This window comes from Sphingopyxis sp. DBS4 (genome assembly GCF_024628865.1).
Classification (GTDB): Bacteria; Pseudomonadota; Alphaproteobacteria; order Sphingomonadales; family Sphingomonadaceae; genus Sphingopyxis.
The window spans coordinates 2,413,909-2,430,805 of sequence record NZ_CP102384.1; the positions used below are offsets into that span (position 1 = coordinate 2,413,909).

The 16,897-nt window shown below is 64.9% G+C and carries 16 protein-coding genes; 4 read left to right on the top strand and 12 right to left on the bottom strand.

Annotation, left to right across the window (positions count from 1 at the left end; all coding sequences use genetic code 11):
- Positions 1–185 precede the first annotated feature (185 nt).
- Positions 186–785: a 2-hydroxychromene-2-carboxylate isomerase gene (locus NP825_RS11505; RefSeq protein WP_257543511.1), complete on the top strand. Its 600-nt coding sequence runs from the start codon at positions 186–188 to the stop codon at positions 783–785.
- Between the two features lie 126 nt (positions 786–911).
- Here the strand turns inward: NP825_RS11505 and NP825_RS11510 are convergent, their stop codons facing one another.
- Positions 912–1,883: a DUF3011 domain-containing protein gene (locus tag NP825_RS11510; RefSeq protein WP_257543513.1), complete on the bottom strand. Its 972-nt coding sequence runs from the start codon at positions 1,881–1,883 to the stop codon at positions 912–914.
- Positions 1,884–2,272: 389 nt separating this feature from the next.
- Here NP825_RS11510 and murA point away from each other — a divergent pair, with 389 nt between their 5' ends.
- Entirely contained in the window at positions 2,273–3,556 is a 1,284-nt protein-coding gene (gene murA, locus NP825_RS11515) for a UDP-N-acetylglucosamine 1-carboxyvinyltransferase (protein ID WP_257543515.1), read from the top strand.
- Here murA and NP825_RS11520 read toward each other — a convergent pair.
- The 8 genes from NP825_RS11520 to NP825_RS11555 all read right to left on the bottom strand — a co-directional run bounded on the left by NP825_RS11520 (position 3,543) and on the right by NP825_RS11555 (position 10,662).
- Complete coding sequence (locus NP825_RS11520; protein WP_257543517.1) at positions 3,543–4,808, bottom strand: S9 family peptidase; 1,266 nt, start codon at positions 4,806–4,808, stop codon at positions 3,543–3,545. The two genes, murA and NP825_RS11520, sit on opposite strands and share 14 nt — an antisense overlap.
- 35 nt (positions 4,809–4,843) lie before the next feature.
- Positions 4,844–5,803: a DMT family transporter gene (locus tag NP825_RS11525; protein WP_257543519.1), complete on the bottom strand. Its 960-nt coding sequence runs from the start codon at positions 5,801–5,803 to the stop codon at positions 4,844–4,846.
- The gene (locus NP825_RS11530; RefSeq protein WP_257543521.1) at positions 5,800–6,810 is read right to left on the bottom strand and encodes a low specificity L-threonine aldolase; all 1,011 of its coding nucleotides are present in this window, start codon (positions 6,808–6,810) and stop codon (positions 5,800–5,802) included. Before NP825_RS11530 ends, NP825_RS11525 begins: the two co-directional genes overlap by 4 nt.
- Positions 6,811–6,852: 42 nt before the next feature.
- Entirely contained in the window at positions 6,853–7,578 is a 726-nt protein-coding gene (locus tag NP825_RS11535) for a hypothetical protein (protein ID WP_257543523.1), read from the bottom strand.
- Positions 7,579–7,647: 69 nt separating this feature from the next.
- Positions 7,648–7,854, bottom strand: coding sequence for a hypothetical protein (locus tag NP825_RS11540; RefSeq protein ID WP_257543525.1), 207 nt, complete (start codon positions 7,852–7,854; stop codon positions 7,648–7,650).
- 104 nt (positions 7,855–7,958) lie between these two features.
- The gene (locus NP825_RS11545) at positions 7,959–9,176 is read right to left on the bottom strand and encodes an argininosuccinate synthase (protein ID WP_257543527.1); all 1,218 of its coding nucleotides are present in this window, start codon (positions 9,174–9,176) and stop codon (positions 7,959–7,961) included.
- A 381-nt stretch (positions 9,177–9,557) separates the two neighbouring features.
- Positions 9,558–10,211, bottom strand: coding sequence for a hypothetical protein (locus NP825_RS11550; protein WP_257543529.1), 654 nt, complete (start codon positions 10,209–10,211; stop codon positions 9,558–9,560).
- A 166-nt stretch (positions 10,212–10,377) separates the two neighbouring features.
- Entirely contained in the window at positions 10,378–10,662 is a 285-nt protein-coding gene (locus NP825_RS11555) for a hypothetical protein (RefSeq protein ID WP_257543531.1), read from the bottom strand.
- A gap of 168 nt (positions 10,663–10,830) precedes the next feature.
- Between NP825_RS11555 and NP825_RS11560 the strand changes: the two genes are divergently transcribed.
- Together NP825_RS11560 and NP825_RS11565 are read left to right on the top strand one after the other, a co-directional pair.
- Positions 10,831–11,904, top strand: a complete 1,074-nt coding sequence (locus NP825_RS11560) for a tetratricopeptide repeat protein (protein WP_257543533.1) — start codon at positions 10,831–10,833, stop codon at positions 11,902–11,904.
- A gap of 54 nt (positions 11,905–11,958) precedes the next feature.
- Positions 11,959–12,396 carry a DUF1801 domain-containing protein gene (locus NP825_RS11565; RefSeq protein ID WP_257543535.1) on the top strand — a complete coding sequence of 146 codons (438 nt, stop codon included), beginning with the start codon at positions 11,959–11,961 and terminating at the stop codon, positions 12,394–12,396.
- Between the two features lie 11 nt (positions 12,397–12,407).
- Here the strand turns inward: NP825_RS11565 and NP825_RS11570 are convergent, their stop codons facing one another.
- The 3 genes from NP825_RS11570 to NP825_RS11580 form a co-directional block, all read right to left on the bottom strand.
- The gene (locus NP825_RS11570; RefSeq protein WP_257543537.1) at positions 12,408–13,565 is read right to left on the bottom strand and encodes a pyridoxal phosphate-dependent aminotransferase; all 1,158 of its coding nucleotides are present in this window, start codon (positions 13,563–13,565) and stop codon (positions 12,408–12,410) included.
- A 92-nt stretch (positions 13,566–13,657) separates the two neighbouring features.
- Positions 13,658–14,902: a cyclopropane-fatty-acyl-phospholipid synthase family protein gene (locus NP825_RS11575; protein ID WP_257543539.1), complete on the bottom strand. Its 1,245-nt coding sequence runs from the start codon at positions 14,900–14,902 to the stop codon at positions 13,658–13,660.
- A 161-nt stretch (positions 14,903–15,063) separates the two neighbouring features.
- Complete coding sequence (locus NP825_RS11580; RefSeq protein WP_257543541.1) at positions 15,064–16,776, bottom strand: class I adenylate-forming enzyme family protein; 1,713 nt, start codon at positions 16,774–16,776, stop codon at positions 15,064–15,066.
- Positions 16,777–16,897 lie beyond the last annotated feature (121 nt).

Consider the following 16,897-nt stretch of genomic DNA (forward strand, 5'->3'; position numbering starts at 1 on the left):
CCCTTGCGGGAGAGGGTTGCGGAGACTTGGCGGCTCTGCCGCCTAGTCATAGCTGGGTGAGGGGTATGCGATCCGCGGGATCGCGCGAGCTTTGCTCGCAACCCCTCATCCAAGTCCGCCTAATCGCTTCGCGATAAGGCTCCCTATCCTTCTCCCGCAAGGGGAGAAGGGAAAGGATTTGAAGCATGACCAAGACTCTCGAACTCATTTTCGACTTCGGCAGCCCCAACGCCTATCTGACGCTGAAGGTGCTGCCCGAACTGCTCGATCGCACGGGCGCCGACCTGGTCATCACGCCATGCCTGCTCGGCGGCATCTTCAAGGCGACGGGCAACAAGGCGCCGATGGTCCAATATGCCGACGCGCCCGCGAAGCTCGCTTATGAAAATCTGGAAATGCGGCGCTTCATCGCGAAGCACGGCCTTACCAAATTCCGCCTCAACCCGCATTTCCCGGTGAACACGCTCCTCATCATGCGCGGCGCGATCGTCGCCGAGGACGAGGGCATTCTCGACGACTATGTCGATGCGGTGAACCGCGCGATGTGGGAAGACGGCCTCAAGATGGACGATCCCGAGGTCGCCGCGGCCTTTCTCTCGGCAAGCGGCTTCGACGGCCCCACACTGCTCGCGCGCACGCAGGAACCCGAGATCAAGGCAAAACTCGCCGCCAACACCGAGGCCGCGGTCGCGCGCGGCGTGTTCGGCATCCCGACCTTCTTCGTCGGGGACGAGATGTTCTTCGGCAAGGACCGGCTGGGTCAGGTCGAGGAAGCGCTGGGTTAAGGGCTGATTGCGACCGAAAGGCGACACTCTATCTCCCCTCCCGCAGGCGGGAGGGGAAAGCAGCGCCATCCTTCAACGGCCGCTCCCACCCCGAAGCCGGCGCCAACGCATTCCTGACGCCGCTCCTCAGTTAAAATCGAGCTGAACGATCTCCCTCGGCGTCGCGCGGCAATACATTTCGAGCGATTTCGCGCCGTCGGGATAGGTCGCGGTCATCGCAGCGCGGATGCGCCAGCCGCCGTTGCCCTGCTCCAATGAGACGAGCTTGTCGTAGGACAGCCGCGTTCCGCCGGTTGCGCCGATCTGCCGTGCGGCGTCGTTCATGCAATTCTGCACCGACGAACGCGAAGCGCTCGGGAGACCGGAGAGGTCGGCACTGAGCGTCGCGGGGCCGCTCGCGGCCGGCGGCGATGTACTTTCCTGCGTGCTGCCGTCGTCCTTCTTCTTTTTCTGGCTTGCAAGCAAAGCGAGCAACCCGCCGGCAACGACGATGCCGCCGATGATCAGGCCGGTGCTCGGCCCTTTGTCTTTTTCGGGTTTCGGGCCGGGCAGCGGCGCGAGATTGGCGTAGCCATAGCCGAATTCGGCGCGGCAGCCGTTCGTCACCCAGATCAGGTTCGCGTCATACCCCCATTGGCGCCCGGCGTTGCATTTGCCGCCGAGTTTGCGGAGCAATTCGACGCGCCCATTCGTCTGGACATTGCATTGTTCGTAGCGATTGTTGCGCGACTCGCAGCGGAGCGTCCCGGCATAATCGCGATCGGGATAGGAGCCCCCGCTCGAATAGCCGTAGCGAAATTCGGCGCGGCACCCACCCGAAACCCATATCTGATTGGCGTCGAAACCCCAGTCGCGTCCTTTCGAGCAGCGCCCGCCGATCACCCGGACCAGCTCGACGCGATTGCTGGTCTTGACCTTGCAGCGCTGCCGCTGGTTGTTCCGGGACTCGCAGCGGATCGTGCCCGCATAATCCCGGTCATATCCCGCCGATCCGCTTGGCGGCGGATAGGGGTAAGTCGTCTGGGCAAAGGCCGGAACGGCAAGCTGGCTGACGGCGAACGATGCGGCGGTGACGGCCGTGACGACGGGATTTCGCATAGCAGTTTCTCCCCTGTTGAATGCCTTGCCCTACAGTCCTCATTTCCTTCGACTAACCTGCGCCGGATGGTTTCACATTTTCACCGCGAACGCCATCGCCAAATGCCGGACGCCGCAAACGAATGCGGGAAAGCAAATCGGCTTTCCTACTTTATTCCGCCGTGCTTATCCTGCGCACGAAACAGGCCGTGCCCCCTCGCCCTGAAGCCATGAAGGACATGATTTGGATGCGCACACGCGGACCCTTTGTGGCTTCAGGCAATCGGCTTGCGGTTCGGCTTAAAGCGACAAAGGAGACGAACCGGATACGCACGTCCGTATATTTTGTCGCTTTAAGCTTCGCTACGGCATCCGCTTGCGCGCATCAGCGCATCCGCTAAGGACAGCCGATGGATCAGATCGTCATTCGCGGCGGCCAGCGACTCAAGGGCCGTATCCCCATCTCCGGCGCCAAGAATGCGGCGCTCACCCTGTTGCCCTGCGCGCTGCTCACCGACGAGCCGCTAACCCTGCGCAACCTGCCGCGGCTCGCCGACGTCGACGGCTTCGGCCACCTCCTCAATCAGCTCGGCTGCTCGACGACGATCGAGGGATCGCGGCCCGAGGATTTCGGCCGCGTGATGACCGCGCGCGCGACCACCCTCACCTCGACCGTCGCGCCCTATGACATCGTGCGCAAGATGCGCGCCTCGATCCTCGTCCTCGGCCCGCTGCTCGCACGTGCGGGCGAAGCGACCGTGTCGCTCCCCGGCGGCTGCGCGATCGGCAACCGCCCGATCGACCTCCACCTGAAAGCGCTCGAAGCCTTCGGCGCCGAAATCGAGCTCGCCTCGGGCTATGTGAAGGCGAGCGCCCCCGGCGGACGGCTGGCGGGCGGCAAGTTCACCTTCCCGGTCGTGTCAGTCGGCGCGACCGAAAATGCGGTCATGGCGGCGGTGCTCGCCAAAGGGACCTGCGTGCTCGAAAATGCCGCGCGCGAGCCGGAGATCGTCGACCTCTGCAACTGCCTCGCCGCGATGGGGGCCGAGATCGACGGCATCGGCACCGAAACGCTGACGATCGAGGGCGTCGACCGGCTGCACGGCGCGACCTATCGCGTGATGGCCGACCGTATCGAGGCGGGCAGCTACGCCTGCGCCGCGGTAATCACCGAAGGCGATGTCGAACTCGTCGGCGCCAAGGCCGACGAGATGGAGGCGACACTCGCCGCACTGCGCGAAGCCGGCGCGACGGTCGAGGAGACCAAGGCCGGCATCCGCGTCGCCATGTCGGGCCGCGCCGAGCCGGTCACCCTGTCGACCGCACCCTATCCCGGCTTCGCGACCGACATGCAGGCGCAGTTCATGGCGATGGCGACGCTCGGCACCGGCGCATCGCTGTTCACCGAAACAATCTTCGAGAACCGCTATATGCACGTTCCCGAACTGGCGCGCATGGGCTGCGACATCCAGGTCAAGGGCCGCACCGCGATCGTCCGCGGTGTCGACAAGCTGATCGGCGCGCCGGTGATGGCAACCGACCTGCGCGCCTCGATGAGCCTGATCATCGCCGGTCTCGCCGCCGAGGGGCAGACCGAGGTCAACCGCGTCTACCACCTCGACCGCGGCTATGAACGGCTGGAAGAAAAGCTCCAGGCGGTCGGCGCCGACATCGAACGGATCAGCGCGGGGTAAGATGTTCGGCGCGGCCGTAGGCACCGCGCACGTCGCCTTTGATCCAGTCGCCGAGCAATTTCAGATAGCCGTCGGTGAGCCGCGTGACGTCGCGCGATCCGTCGGGATGCTGGACATATTCCCACATGCCGTGATCGGTCTGGGGAAAGAGATAGACGTCGACCGGCTTTCCTGTCGCCTTGAGGTCCATCAATGCGCCGCGCGTCGTTTCGATCGGCGCCTCGCGGTCCTCGCCCGCCAGCACCCACAACAACGGCGTGTCGAGCTTTTTGAGCACCGCGACCGCGTCATAATCCCAGATCAGCTCCAGATTGTCGAAGCGCGCCCGCCCGATCCGGCGCAATTCGGCGTCGGAGAGACGCGCCATCGCGCCGCTATATTCGCCCTCCACCTTCGCGGCCCACGGCTTGCCCGCCATCTCGCTCCGCACCGCATCGAGATCGGCATAGCCCTGCGCGAAGTTGGACAGCAGCAAGGTTGCGGTCGCCTTCGACAGGCGATCGACGAGCGCCTCGGCATCGGCGCCCCGTCCGGCGGCGCGGACTTCCGACACCATCTGCTCGCGGTCCTCCTCGATCGGCGAAGCGACAAGACCGAAGCCGACCGCGACGAAATCGGCCTTGGTCAGCGTCGCGGCGCGCGGCGCGACCCAGCCGCCCTGGCTGCCGCCGAAGAAGCCCGCGCGGCCGAACCGCCCCGCCGCCATCCGCCGCGCCGTGTCGAGCGCCTTCGCCGCATCGGTCGCGAGCAACTCGAAATTCTGCGTATATTCGCCTTCCGACCCACCGGTGCCACGCTTGTCATAGACGAAGACCGACAACCCCTGCGCGGCCATCGCATAGCCATAGAGGCCGCCGATCGGCGAACTGCGTTCGGAACCGTGCACCATCACCACCAGCGGGCGCCGCGGGTCGGCGTCCGGCGGCTCGATCAGCATTCCGGTCAGCTTTGTCTCGACGCTGTCGAAGGTCGCCGGGGTTTCGCGAAAAGCGATCCGCGTCCACGCCTTGCCCGCGACGGTCACCGCGCCCGCATCACAGGCCAGCGGCGGGCCCGCTTCGTTCGTGGCGCCGCGGCGCCCGTCGCGGAACTGATAGCGAAGGCCCGGTTCGGAAACCGCCGGCGACGGCACCAGCACGACGAAATCGCCGTCCGCGGCGCGATAGGTTCCGGGCTGGCAGGCGCCCTGGGCCGATGCCGGAGTTGCCGCGGCGGCGGCGACAAGGGCGATTGCGATGGAGAGGATTTTCATGAAACCGTCTTATCGACATAAGACAGCCGTGACAATCAGGACTCCGGTTCGACCGGGACCGACACCATATTGCCGCTGACCGACGGCCGTTCGGGCCGTTTCGCGACAGCGATCACCAGCCCGACAAGCGCGACCGCGCCGCCCGCAATCGACAGCGGCGCCCAGCGATAGCCCTCGAACGCCGTCGAAAAACCCATTGCGATGATCGGGATCAGCACGCTCGACCACGCCGCCTGCCCCGGCCCGACCGCGCGGATGACGTTGAAATAGAGCGGAAAGGTCACCGCGCTCGCGACGATACCGAGGTAAAGAATACCGCCGAGATAGACGGGCGTCGCCTCGATCACCGGTGGCCCTGCAGTGATCCAGGCATAGCTGCCATCGGCAAGTGCGCCGAACAGCATCGCCCACGCGATCATCACGACCATCGATTGCGCCCGCGCGATCGCGGTCCCTTGCATGACATTGGCGGTCGACGCGCTCATTACCCCCGCAAGCGTCAACGCGGTGCCGAACAGCACCTCACCCGCGCCGAGCGCTGCGGCGCGATATTCGTGGAGGATCATCAGCCCGACACCGACGATCGCGATCCCGGCGCCGGCAAGGAAGCGCTTCTCCAGCGGCGATTTCAAAAGCAAGCGCCCGAGCAGCGTATTCGGCACGATCAGCAACGCGAAAAGCACTGCGACCAGCCCCGAGGTGATATGCTGTTCGGCGCGATAGACGAAATTGAAGTTGAAGGTGAACTGCGCGATCCCGAGCAGCACCGCGAAGGCCATGGCCTTGGGTTCCAGCAACAGGCGCTCGCGCCGGAGCACCGCAAAGGCGAACATCGCGATCGCCGCGACCAAAAAGCGATAGGTGACCGACCAACTCGGCGGCACGACGCCGAGCTGCCCCTTGATAACGATCCACGTCGATCCCCAGATCAGCGTAACCAGCGCGAAGGGGATGAGGACGCGGGGGGTGAGGAGCGTCGCGGGTTGCTCGTTCATAGCGCCGCGATGGCGGCCGCGAGCGGCGCGACCGCCGCGGCGTCCTGATCCCAGCTCGTGACAAGGCGTGCGGCGCCTTCGCCCCAGTCATAGAAATCGAAGCCCCGTCCGCGCAGCGCCGTCGCCTCGGCGGCGCTCAACCGGACAAACAGTTCATTCGCCTCGACCGGATACATCAGCCGGCCGCCGCACGCCGCCGCGAGCGCCGCCGCGCCGGCATTGGCCCCATGCGCATTGGTGAGCCAGAGATCGTCCTTCAGCATCGCGCGGATCTGCGCCGCGACGAAGCGCCCCTTGCTGAGCAGATGGCCGCCGCGCTTTTTGAGCTCGCGCACCCCATCGCCGCCGCTGCCACCAAAGAAGACCAGTGCCTCGGCCATCATCGCGCCATTTTTTGTGAAGCCGAAGGACAGGGCATCGACTCCGGCGCGCCACGTCACATCGGCGGGCGAACAGCCGAGGAAAGCGACCGCATTGGCGAAGCGCGCGCCGTCCATGTGAAGCTTCATGCCGTTGGCTCTGGCGATCTCGCTGATCGCACCCACCTCGTCCGGCCGCCACGCCAGCCCATATTCGGTCGCATTGGTGATGCTGATCGCGGCCGGCTGCACCTGATGGACGTCCTTGCGGATGCCGGCGATCCGCGCCTTGAGCGCTTCGGCGTCGATCTTCGCCCCCGTACCGGGCAGCGTCATCAGCTTGGCGCCGCCCGAATAAAAGGTCGGCGCGCCGCACTCGTCGACCTCGATATGCGCTTCCTCATAGCAGAGGATGCCCTGCCACGGCCGCACGAAGTGGGCGAGGATGATGCTGTTCGCGGCGGTGCCGGTCGAAATCCAGACGACTTCGCATGTCGTCTCGAACAGCTCCGAAAAGGCCGCGTCGAGCGACTGGCTGAGCGTGTCGCCATCATAGGCGGTATCGACATGATTGGCGGCGGCGAGTGCCTCCATCACCGCGGGATGCACGGCGGCGGCATTGTCGGAGAAAAAGCGCGAGGCGGTCATCGAGGCGCCCCTTAGCGCAGGAAAGCGCGCCGCGCTAACGCATTAATTTTTTGAGAGTCCCGCCGGATCATCGGCATCGTCGCCGCCCGCCGTGCCATGCGCGAGGCTGGCACCGCCGACGACGCCGAGCCCGCCCGCCATGCCCATTCCGCCGCCCATGCCACCGCCGCCGCCGCCGCGCCCTCCTCCTCCACCGCCTTCGCCGCCGCGGCCCGCACCGCCGCCTTTTCCGCCGCTCGAAGGCCGGGTCGGGCCTTGCAGCGGGATCGCCGAGTCGGACGGCACGGGGTCGAGATCGAGCGCGTCGCGAATGAAGTCGCGCAGCGCGACGACCAGATCGTGAACGTGGACCGGGCGCCCCTCGACCAGTTCGCGTGCGGCGCGGCTCGCGAGGCGGACCTGGTCGGCGGTGCCGAGCAGGATGATATCCGACAGCGCCGCCTCGACCGCGTCGCGAATCCGGCGCGGCCGATCCGAATCGGCGCCCGCGGCCTCCGTTCCGGCAGCCGTTTCGGCTCCGGCGCGGCGGAGGTCGCGCAGATGACGCGGGTCGACCGCCAGATTGCCGGTGAACGAGCCGCCGAGCGTCTTGTAGGCCGCGATCAGCGTCCGCAGCCGCTCGTTGATCTGGCGGTTGATCCGCTCGCGGCGCTGCTGGATCGTCATCATGACCACCAGGCGGATGCCGACGCCGATCAGCGTGAAGAGCGCCAGCCCGAGCAGGGTGGCCCCGATGCTCTGCCACGAGGAAAAATCGAAATTACGCACCGGCGATGTCCCCTGCCGCGAAAGGCCATCCCTTCTGCCGCCTGCCCGGCGACCGCGCCAGCCCCAATATCAGTCGCCCTGATCGCGGTCATGCTCGTGGCGATGGCGATACATCCAATAGCCAAAGGTCCGCGACCGCCGGGCGAAATAGTCCCCCGGCAGGATCAGCCGCGTATAGGTTCCGTCGCGCGTCATCAGTTTCGCGATGCGGGGAAAGAGCAGCGAACAAGGCCGCCAATCATAGGGCGAAGATTCTTCGGACTGGCCGTCGGACATCGGCCACCAACCTTTCTGTCGGCAGCACCCCCGCGAATCCTATAGCATTCCGCCGCCCGATCGCCAATCCGGTGGCGAAGGGACGCGCCCGCCGTCCCGCAGGATCAGCGATCGCGCCGTGCGAGCAGCTTCAGGCGCAGCGCATTGAGCTTGATGAAGCCCGCCGCATCCTTCTGGTCATAGGCGCCCGCGTCATCCTCGAAGGTCACATGGCGTTCGCTGTAGAGGCTGTGCGGCGACTTGCGGCCGACGACGCTGGCGTTGCCCTTGTAGAGCTTGAGGCGGACGGTGCCCGACACCTTTTCCTGGCTATGGTCGATTGCCGCCTGCAGCATCTCGCGCTCGGGCGCGAACCAGAAGCCGTTGTAGATGAGCTCGGCATATTTCGGCATCAGCTCGTCCTTGAGGTGCGCCGCGCCGCGATCGAGCGTGATGCTTTCGATGCCGCGATGCGCGCGGGCATAGATTTCGCCGCCGGGCGTCTCGTACATGCCGCGCGATTTCATGCCGACGAAGCGGTTCTCGACGAGGTCGAGGCGGCCGATGCCATGCTTGCGGCCGAGATCGTTGAGCGCCGCGAGCAAGGTCGCGGGCGACATCGCCACGCCGTTCAGCGCAACGCCGTCGCCGCGCTCGAAATCGATGGTGATATATTCGGGCGCGTCGGGCGCGTCCTCGGGGTTCACCGTGCGCGAATAGACATAGTCGGGGGTTTCTTCCCACGGATCCTCGAGCACCTTGCCCTCCGACGAGGTATGGAGCAGGTTCGCGTCGGTGCTGAACGGGCTTTCGCCGCGCTTGTCCTTCGGCACCGGAATCTGGTTCTTCTCGGCAAAATCGATCAGCGCGGTGCGGCTGGTCAAATCCCATTCGCGCCACGGCGCGATCACCTTGATGTCGGGATTGAGCGCATAGCAGGACAGTTCGAAGCGCACCTGATCATTGCCCTTGCCCGTCGCGCCGTGCGCGACCGCGTCGGCGCCGGTTTCCTTCGCAATCTCGACCAGCCGCTTCGAGATCAGCGGCCGCGCGATCGAGGTGCCGAGCAGATAATCGCCTTCGTAGCGGGCATTGGCGCGCATCATCGGAAAGACGAAATCGCGCACGAACTCCTCGCGGACGTCGTCGATATAGATATGTTCGGGCTTGATCCCCATCAGCTCGGCCTTGGCGCGCGCGGGCGCCAGTTCCTCGCCCTGCCCCAGGTCGGCGGTAAAGGTCACCACCTCGCAGCCATAGGTCACCTGCAGCCATTTCAGGATGACGCTGGTGTCGAGCCCCCCCGAATAGGCAAGGACGACGCGCTTGATGGACTCGGACATGGGGACACCTTCTGGCGGGAGACAGTGCGGGCGCGGCTAGCAGGCCCGCCCGCGCGGCGCAACGGGCTGATCAGACGAACGGGCGGAAAACTGCGCAACTTCACGCGCGATGCGAGGTCGCGAGCATCGCGCCGGCCGAGCCGCGGCGCTTAAAGCGACAAAGGATACGGTCGTGCGCGCCGAAACTGTCTCCTTTGTCGCTCTAAGGCGGGCCGTGGACAAAGGCGGTTTCGAGCACGAAAAGAGACGGAAGCGCGACATGTGATGGAGGCTAACCCGGCGCGGTTTTGTAGGACAGCAGCTTTTGCGGGCGGGCTATTTAGGGGTTTTCGCACCTGTCACCGTAATGCAAGTTTCTGCTCCGCAGCCTGACGCAGAGCCTCAAGAAGCGCTTGGGCCATATCGTTTATAGCGAGCAGATGAGCGGCCCAGAAAGTCTTGCTTGTGAGCTTCTAGAGGACGTTCTGACAGATACCAGTAGCGAAGGTCGTGGATCGCTTGATCTAAGGCTTCATGAATATCGTAGCCGTCAAAGCACCACTCTTGGAGCTTCTCAACGGTGACGATTTCCTCCTCGTCGTAAACGATGGCCCTACGCTGATAGGACTGGGGCTTCGGTGTCTTAACCTGAGAGTTGCGCTTTTGCATGGCTTCCATCCCGATGAACCATCGATCGTGCACATATCGGTTGCGACGTGGCGACAGATCGTCGCGGGTCTTGGCTAACATCCGGCACAGCCAGTCTACCCACTCCTCATCGTAGCTTGAGGCAATGAGCAGTCGTTCCAAGACGGTGCATCGAGGAGCGACTTCGCGCAGGGCGGTGTTGAGAATGGCGGCTTGGTCTGGTCCAGTCTCAAGCACGTACATCATTAGTTCGGTAATATCGTTGTCGATGGCTGCCCATATCATGCAGACCTCACCGATGAGGCGCTGAGTGCCCTCTTGGGTTTTGATCTCTCTTTCTCTGTCTTGCCACGCCATGGAAACCGACCGCGAAAAAGTGGACCAGGTGCTCAAGCGGATGCGGGTCACGCCCCCAACTCCTCACAAGCCGCCAGAGCCTAGCAAGCCCCGGCGGCGTGAGTCTCAATCGAAATCGCGGAGTTATCGTGGAATTAGGGTGACAGGTGCGTAAACCCCTAAATTCCAATTGGGGATTTCCGCACCCGTCACCGCAATCCAATTCCAGCGTATTCCCTCACCGCTTCGCCCTGCCCGGACGGGGCCAGCATTTTTCGCAGCGGCGCCAGCATGTGACGCCGGGCATGGCGTCGCGCGACCGGGTCGGGTGGGGCGGGCGCACGCCCGCGGTGATCGTGGGGTCGAGGCCTTCGGGAACCGCAGTCTTGTGGCACATCATGCAGTTGCGGCGATAGGATTGCGGCGTCAGCACCGCTTCCTGCGGCTTCGCAAAGGCCGGGTCGGTGGCGATCAACCCGACCGCGAGCAGCGACAGCAACAGGCCGGATAGGAGCGACCGCATGATCTTTCCGCCTTTCCCGACTCCGGAAATGGAAAACCGAGATTAGAACGCAATCTCCGAATGGAAACCACCCCTTCATTCTCTTCGGTTCGCTGGCGCGTTTTTACAATTTTGCGCGCGCCCGGTCATCTAAACTCGCGGCGGGACCATGCGTCGAGGGGGGATAGGATGCGGGTTTGGCTGGCTTTCGCGGCGCCGTTTCTGGTGCTGACGGCTTCGGTGTCGGGCGCAGGCGGGCAGGGATCGATGCCAGACCCGACGCGCGAATATAATCAGCAGGTCGATTGCCATAACGCCTATGACCGGCTGGTGAGCGATCGCAAGGGCGGCAACACCGTGTCGGCGGCGGCGATCGCCTGGGCGCAAGGCTATGAAGCCGGGGCCAATGCCGGCACCCCCTGCCCTGCGCCGCTGCCCGAAATGACCGCGCGCGGCGGCCATTGGCAGATCCGCACCCCCGAAGGGCGCGACGCGACGCGCCTCTATATCGAGAGGCAGAAGGATCCCGCGGCGCTGATGGAACTCGGCCTCTCATGGATCAACGGCGGCGTCCCCGGCGGCACCCCGCAGGACGGGCTGGCGCTGATGCAGGAGGCGGCGAAGCTCGGCGATCCGGTCGCGCTCTACAATGTCGGCACGCTCTATTCGGCGGGCATCGTCGGCGGGAAGAAGGATCATGCGACCGGCTTCGCGATGATCGAACAGGCCGCCGCGGCGGGCCATGTCGATGCGCTCTATCGCAGCGGGCTCTATTATCAGGAAGGGCTCGGCACGAAGAAGGACCCCAAGAAGGCCTTTGCAGCGTTCAAGGCGGCGGCCGAGCGCGGGCACCTCTATGCGACGATCATGGCGGTCGACATGATCAACAGCGGCACCGGCACCAAGAAGGACTTCGCGCTTGCCTATCGCCTGTCGCGGATCGTCGCCGACCAGGGCGAAGTCTATGGCGCGGTGATGGCAGCCTCGTCGCTGCTCCAGATGAAGAACCCGCTGCCCCATGAGGACGAGATTCTCTATTGGATGGATCAGGGGATCGCGAAGGGCGACGACACGATCCGCGGCCAGCTCATCCCGCTCAAACAGCAGGTCGCCGGGGCTTTCACCAAGGCCAAGGCGCCGCCCGAATATAAGCCGCGCGTCCGGAAAGCCTGCCCGATGAAGACGGTGTGCGTCGTCAATCATTATTCGGGATTGCAAAGCTGCACGACCAACAAGGATTATTGGAACGACTGCGACGGCTGAGCGGCGATTTGGCACAAGGTCTTCGACCCGCTATCCGGACGTCGGAGGCCAGACATGGGCAAGACCGAAAACAAGACACGCGCCACCGACGTCGCGGTGGTGGATTTTATCGCCGAACTGCCCGACGCGCGGCGGCGCGAGGAGGCAGCGATCGTCGATGCTATCCACCGCCGCGTGACCGGGCTGGAGCCGAAGATGTGGGGACCGTCAATCATCGGCTATGGCAGCTATGACTATGTCTATGACAGCGGGCGTTCGGGGACGATGTGCCGGGCGGGTTTTTCCCCGCGCAAGGCGGCGATGACGATCTATCTGATGGAGCATTACGGCGACCGGCAGAAGGAGGCCGACGCGCTGTTCGCGGCACTCGGCAAGCACAAGACGGGCAAGGTCTGTCTCTATATCAACAAGCTCGCCGACGTGGACCTGGGCATTCTCGAACGCCTCGTTGCATTGGGCTGGGCGGAGATGAACGCGAAATATCCGACCTGAGGCAACAAGTTCTAACCGGACATCGGCCAGCGGCTGCCGAACCAATCCTCCAGCCGCGCGCAAGCCTCGCGCACCATGTCGGTGGTCACGGCATAGCTGAAGCGGATGAAGCCGGCGCCGCGTTCGGGGTCGAAATCGAGCCCCGGCGCGGTGGCGACGCCGGTGTCCTCGAGCAGCCGCTTGCACAGCGACAAACTGTCATCGGTCAGATGGGCGATCGAGGCATAGACATAGAAAGCGCCGTCCGACGGGGCGATGTCGGTGATGCCGATCCGGCCCAGGCAATCGATCAGCAACTGGCGGTTGCGGCGATACATGGCAACCCGCGCGTCGAGTTCTTCCTCGCAGTCGAAGGCCGCGAGCGCCGCCTGCTGGCTGAGCGCGGGCGGCGACAGGAACAGATTGCCGAGCCGCGCGCGCGCTCCGGCGACCATATCGGGCGGGCAGACGATCCAGCCGAGGCGCCAGCCGGGCATGCCGTAATATTTTGAGAAGCTGTTGATGACGAAGGCGCCGGGGTCATATTGCAGCATGCTATGCGTTTCGGCGCCGTAGCTCAGCCGGTGATAGATTTCGTCGGAGATGATACGGACGCCGCGCGCGCGGCAGGCGTCGGCAAGCTCGGCGAGCTCGGCGGGCGGAATGATCGTTCCGGTGGGATTGGCGGGGCTCGCGACGATCAGGCCGTCGGGCGCGGGGTCGGCTTCGCGGATATGGCGCGCGTGAATCTGGAAGCGGTCGGCCGCGCCGCATTCGACCTCGACCGGGATCATCTGCAACGCGCGCAGCGAATTGCGATAGGCGACATAGCCGGGCCGCGCGATCATCACGCGGCTGCCCGCCGCGAAGCCGGTCAGCAACGCCAGCACGAGCGCCGGGGAGGCACCGCAGGTCAGCAGGATACGCTGCGGGTCGAGGTCGACGCCATAATGCTCGCCATAATGGCGCGCGATGCGCCGGCGCAGCGGCACGCTTTCCCAATAACCCATGTCGGGTTCATCCAGCGCGGCGCGCGCCGCCGCGACGGCACCGGCAGGAGCGCCGTCGGCGGGCTGCCCGAACTCCATATGGATCACCGACCGCCCTTCCGCGCGCAGCTTGCGCGCGAGGGCGCTGATCTCGATGGCCTGGAACGGCGCGATGCCCTGCGACGGGGACGAATTGGTCATGGTGCGATCCCGAAAGATTAGAGAGAGGGGATGGCCCCCGGCCGGCTCATAGCTCTTTGGTCGAAGAGATTCCAACCAAGGGATTCCCCTGTTCAGACAGTCTCGCGATATGTCGCTTCGGCCTCGGCCATATAGTCGCGCGTCAGCGGCAGGGCGTGGCGGCTGCGCGCGAACTGGATCTGGTAATTGCCCATCCCGCCGCTCTCAAACGCCGCGGTCGCGCCGGCGAGGTAAAAGGTCCACATGCGGAAGAAGCGCTCGCCCATCATCGCCACGATCTCGGCCTCGTGCGCGAATGTCCGTGCATACCATTGGCGCAGCGTCAGTGCGTAATGCAGCCGCAGCGTCTCGACATCGGTGACGATCAGTCGGCTCTTCTCGCTCGCCGCCAGCGTCTCGCTCAGCGCGGGGATATAGCCACCGGGGAAGATATATTTGCGCGTGAAGGCGTCGGTCGCGCCCGGCTTGCCGAAGCGCCCGATCGTGTGGAGCAGCATCACCCCGTCGGCGGTCATCAGGTTCGCACAGGCGCGGAAAAAGACGTCATAGTTCGGCGCGCCGACATGCTCGAACATGCCGACCGAGACGATGCGGTCGAACCGCCCCGGCTCGCGCACCGCAAGGTCGCGATAGTCGATCAGCTCGAAGCGGACGCGGTCGGCGACCCCCGCCGCCTCGGCACGCTGCCGGGCGAGCGCGAGTTGCTCGTCCGACAGGGTGATCCCCAACACCTCGACCCGTTCGAGCTTCGCAAGGGTGATCGCCATCCCGCCCCAGCCGCAGCCGATGTCGAGCACGCGCTGCCCCGGTTTCAGCGCGAGCTTTGCCGCGATATGCGCCTTTTTCGCCGCCTGCGCTTCGTCGAGCGTCATGCCCGCGCGCGGCCAGTAAGCGCAGCTGTACTGCATGTCGGCGTCGAGGAAGAGGCGGTAGAGATCGTTGCCGATGTCGTAATGATGCTGGACATTGGCACGCGAGCGGCGGCGGCGGTTGACCGAGCCGAGCCGGGTCTTCACCCCCTCGATCCGCCGGCCGAGCCACGTCTTGTCCTTGAGCTTCGCGCCGCGATCCCACGGCGTGTTCATGCGCAGGAGGCCGATCAGCGTCATGATGTCGCCGTCGGTCAGTTCCATCTCGCCGTCCATGAACGCCTCGGCCGCGCCGAGACGCGGGTCGAGGATCACGCGGCGCATCGCGCGGCGGGTGGCGAAGCGCACCGCGACCTCCGGAAAGCCCGTCGCGGGTTCGCCGAAATGCTCGGCATGGCCGTCGGGATCGACGACCGTCAGCCGGCCGTGACGAATGACGCGCGACAGGAAGGGGCGGAGAATGGACATGGGCGCGACCTCATCATCTTTTTATGCCCCTGCCGGTTCAGGATAACGAGATTGCGTTCATAATCAATGCGGTCGCCGGGAGAGGTCTTGAATTGAAGCTCTTCGTCGTTGCGCCCCCGGCTTTCACCGGGGTCGCAATGACGCCAACATGGCACGCGAACTCAGGCGACCACCTCCGCCGCATATTGCTCGCGGTATCGACTGCGCAGGGTCACCTTGTCGATCTTTTCGCTGCCGAGCTTGGGCAACGCGTCGTTCGACATCCAGATCCTGAGCGGCACCTTGTAGGGCGCGAGGCGCTGGCCGAGGAAGGCGGTCATGTCCTCGGCGGTGACGGCGCTGCCGGGTTTCATCCAGATCACTGCGCCGACGACTTCGCCCAACCGCTCGTCGGGCAGGCCGAAGACCGCGCATTCGTTCGCCTCGGGGTGCTCGTAGATCGCGGCCTCGACTTCCTGGCAGCTGATATTCTCGCCGCCGCGGATGATGATGTCCTTCTTGCGGTCGACGATGAACAGATAGCCGTCCGCGTCGACATAGCCGAGGTCGCCCGAACGGAAATAGCCATTGTCGAAGAAGGCCGCCTTTGTCGCTTCGGGATTGTTCCAATAGCCCTCGAAATTGCATACCGAACGGATGCACACCTCGCCGACGCCACCCTGCGGCAGTTCGTCGCCATTGTCGTCGAGGATCGCGAGATCGACGAGCGGCTTCGACGCGGGACCGGTCGACAGCGGCTTTTCGAGGTAATTTTCGTTGATGATGCCGCAGCCGACGGCGTTGGTCTCGGTCAGGCCATAGCCGAGCAAGGGCTTGCCGTCGCCCATCTCGGTCGCGAGGCGGCGGACATGTTCGGGCGGGCGCGGCGCACCGCCGCCGGCGTAGCTCTTGCATGTCGACAGATCGTAGTTCTTGCGGTTCGGGCTGACGAGAATTTCATAGCTCATCAGCGGCACGCCGACGAAATAATTGACCTGTTCGTCCTGGATCAGCCGCATCGCCTCGTCGGCGCTCCATTTGGGCATCAGCACGAGCTTGCGGCCGAGTGCGAAGCTCTGGAGGAACACCGGGATTTCGGCGGTGACGTGAAACAGCGGCGTGCAGATCAGCGTCGCGGGCTGGATATCCGACATCTGCCCGTCCTCGGTCAGCAGGTGGACGATGCTCGCGGTCTGCGTCACATAGTTGAAGATCGCCTGCACGATGGCCTCGTGCCGCGAAAAAGCGCCCTTCGACTGGCCGGTCGAGCCCGAGGTGAAGAGGATCGTCGCGAGATCCTGACCGGTCAGCGCCGGCAGCGCGGTATCGGCGCTGCCGCCCGCGTCGGTGATCGGCGCAAGCGCGGCGTCCAGCGGCTGCGCGATGTCGAGGGTGATCAGCTTCGCGCCGTGCTTGACGCCGGGTTCCCGAAGCCGCGCGGCGCGCTGAACATCGGCGATGACCAGCATCGCTTCGGCATCGTCGATCCCCGCCGCCAGTTCGGCGCCCTGCCACCAGCCGTTGAGCAAAGTGGCGCAACCGCCCGCGAGCAGGATGCCGAGATAGGTGACGCACCACGCGTTGGCGTTGCGCATCGCGATGGCGACGCGGTCCCCGCGCTGCACGCCATGCCCGTCGATCAGCGCCGCCGCGACCCGGCGTGCCGCGGCATGAACCTCGGCAAAGCTCAGCCGTTCGTCGCCTTCGACCAGAAAGGTCGCGTCGCCGTGCAGCGCGCTGAAATAGGCGACATAGTCGGCCAGATTCGTCGGCGCGTTGGTGATGAAGGGCAGCTCGCGGCCGGAACGTTCGACGGAGCCGACCGCGATCGGACCGCCCGGACCGGTGATCAGGTCGTAAGCGGCGTCCAGGCGCAGATCGAGCGCGGAAGGCATGGGGCATCTCTCCTCTTGGTCTCGCTCGCCTTACCCCCTATGGGGAAGGCCTCTCCTGGGGAAGGACAGCGCGACTATATGTTTCTTTTTGCAACCTTAGCCGAAGCGACGCAATATCTTA

Coding starts and splice junctions, on each gene's coding strand:
- NP825_RS11505 (WP_257543511.1), top strand. CDS start 186: ATGACCAAGACTCTCGAACTCATTTTCGACTTCGGCAGCCCCAACGCC.
- NP825_RS11510 (WP_257543513.1), bottom strand. CDS start 1,883: ATGCGAAATCCCGTCGTCACGGCCGTCACCGCCGCATCGTTCGCCGTC.
- murA (WP_257543515.1), top strand. CDS start 2,273: ATGGATCAGATCGTCATTCGCGGCGGCCAGCGACTCAAGGGCCGTATC.
- NP825_RS11520 (WP_257543517.1), bottom strand. CDS start 4,808: ATGAAAATCCTCTCCATCGCAATCGCCCTTGTCGCCGCCGCCGCGGCA.
- NP825_RS11525 (WP_257543519.1), bottom strand. CDS start 5,803: ATGAACGAGCAACCCGCGACGCTCCTCACCCCCCGCGTCCTCATCCCC.
- NP825_RS11530 (WP_257543521.1), bottom strand. CDS start 6,810: ATGACCGCCTCGCGCTTTTTCTCCGACAATGCCGCCGCCGTGCATCCC.
- NP825_RS11540 (WP_257543525.1), bottom strand. CDS start 7,854: ATGTCCGACGGCCAGTCCGAAGAATCTTCGCCCTATGATTGGCGGCCT.
- NP825_RS11545 (WP_257543527.1), bottom strand. CDS start 9,176: ATGTCCGAGTCCATCAAGCGCGTCGTCCTTGCCTATTCGGGGGGGCTC.
- NP825_RS11555 (WP_257543531.1), bottom strand. CDS start 10,662: ATGCGGTCGCTCCTATCCGGCCTGTTGCTGTCGCTGCTCGCGGTCGGG.
- NP825_RS11560 (WP_257543533.1), top strand. CDS start 10,831: ATGCGGGTTTGGCTGGCTTTCGCGGCGCCGTTTCTGGTGCTGACGGCT.
- NP825_RS11565 (WP_257543535.1), top strand. CDS start 11,959: ATGGGCAAGACCGAAAACAAGACACGCGCCACCGACGTCGCGGTGGTG.
- NP825_RS11570 (WP_257543537.1), bottom strand. CDS start 13,565: ATGACCAATTCGTCCCCGTCGCAGGGCATCGCGCCGTTCCAGGCCATC.
- NP825_RS11575 (WP_257543539.1), bottom strand. CDS start 14,902: ATGTCCATTCTCCGCCCCTTCCTGTCGCGCGTCATTCGTCACGGCCGG.
- NP825_RS11580 (WP_257543541.1), bottom strand. CDS start 16,776: ATGCCTTCCGCGCTCGATCTGCGCCTGGACGCCGCTTACGACCTGATC.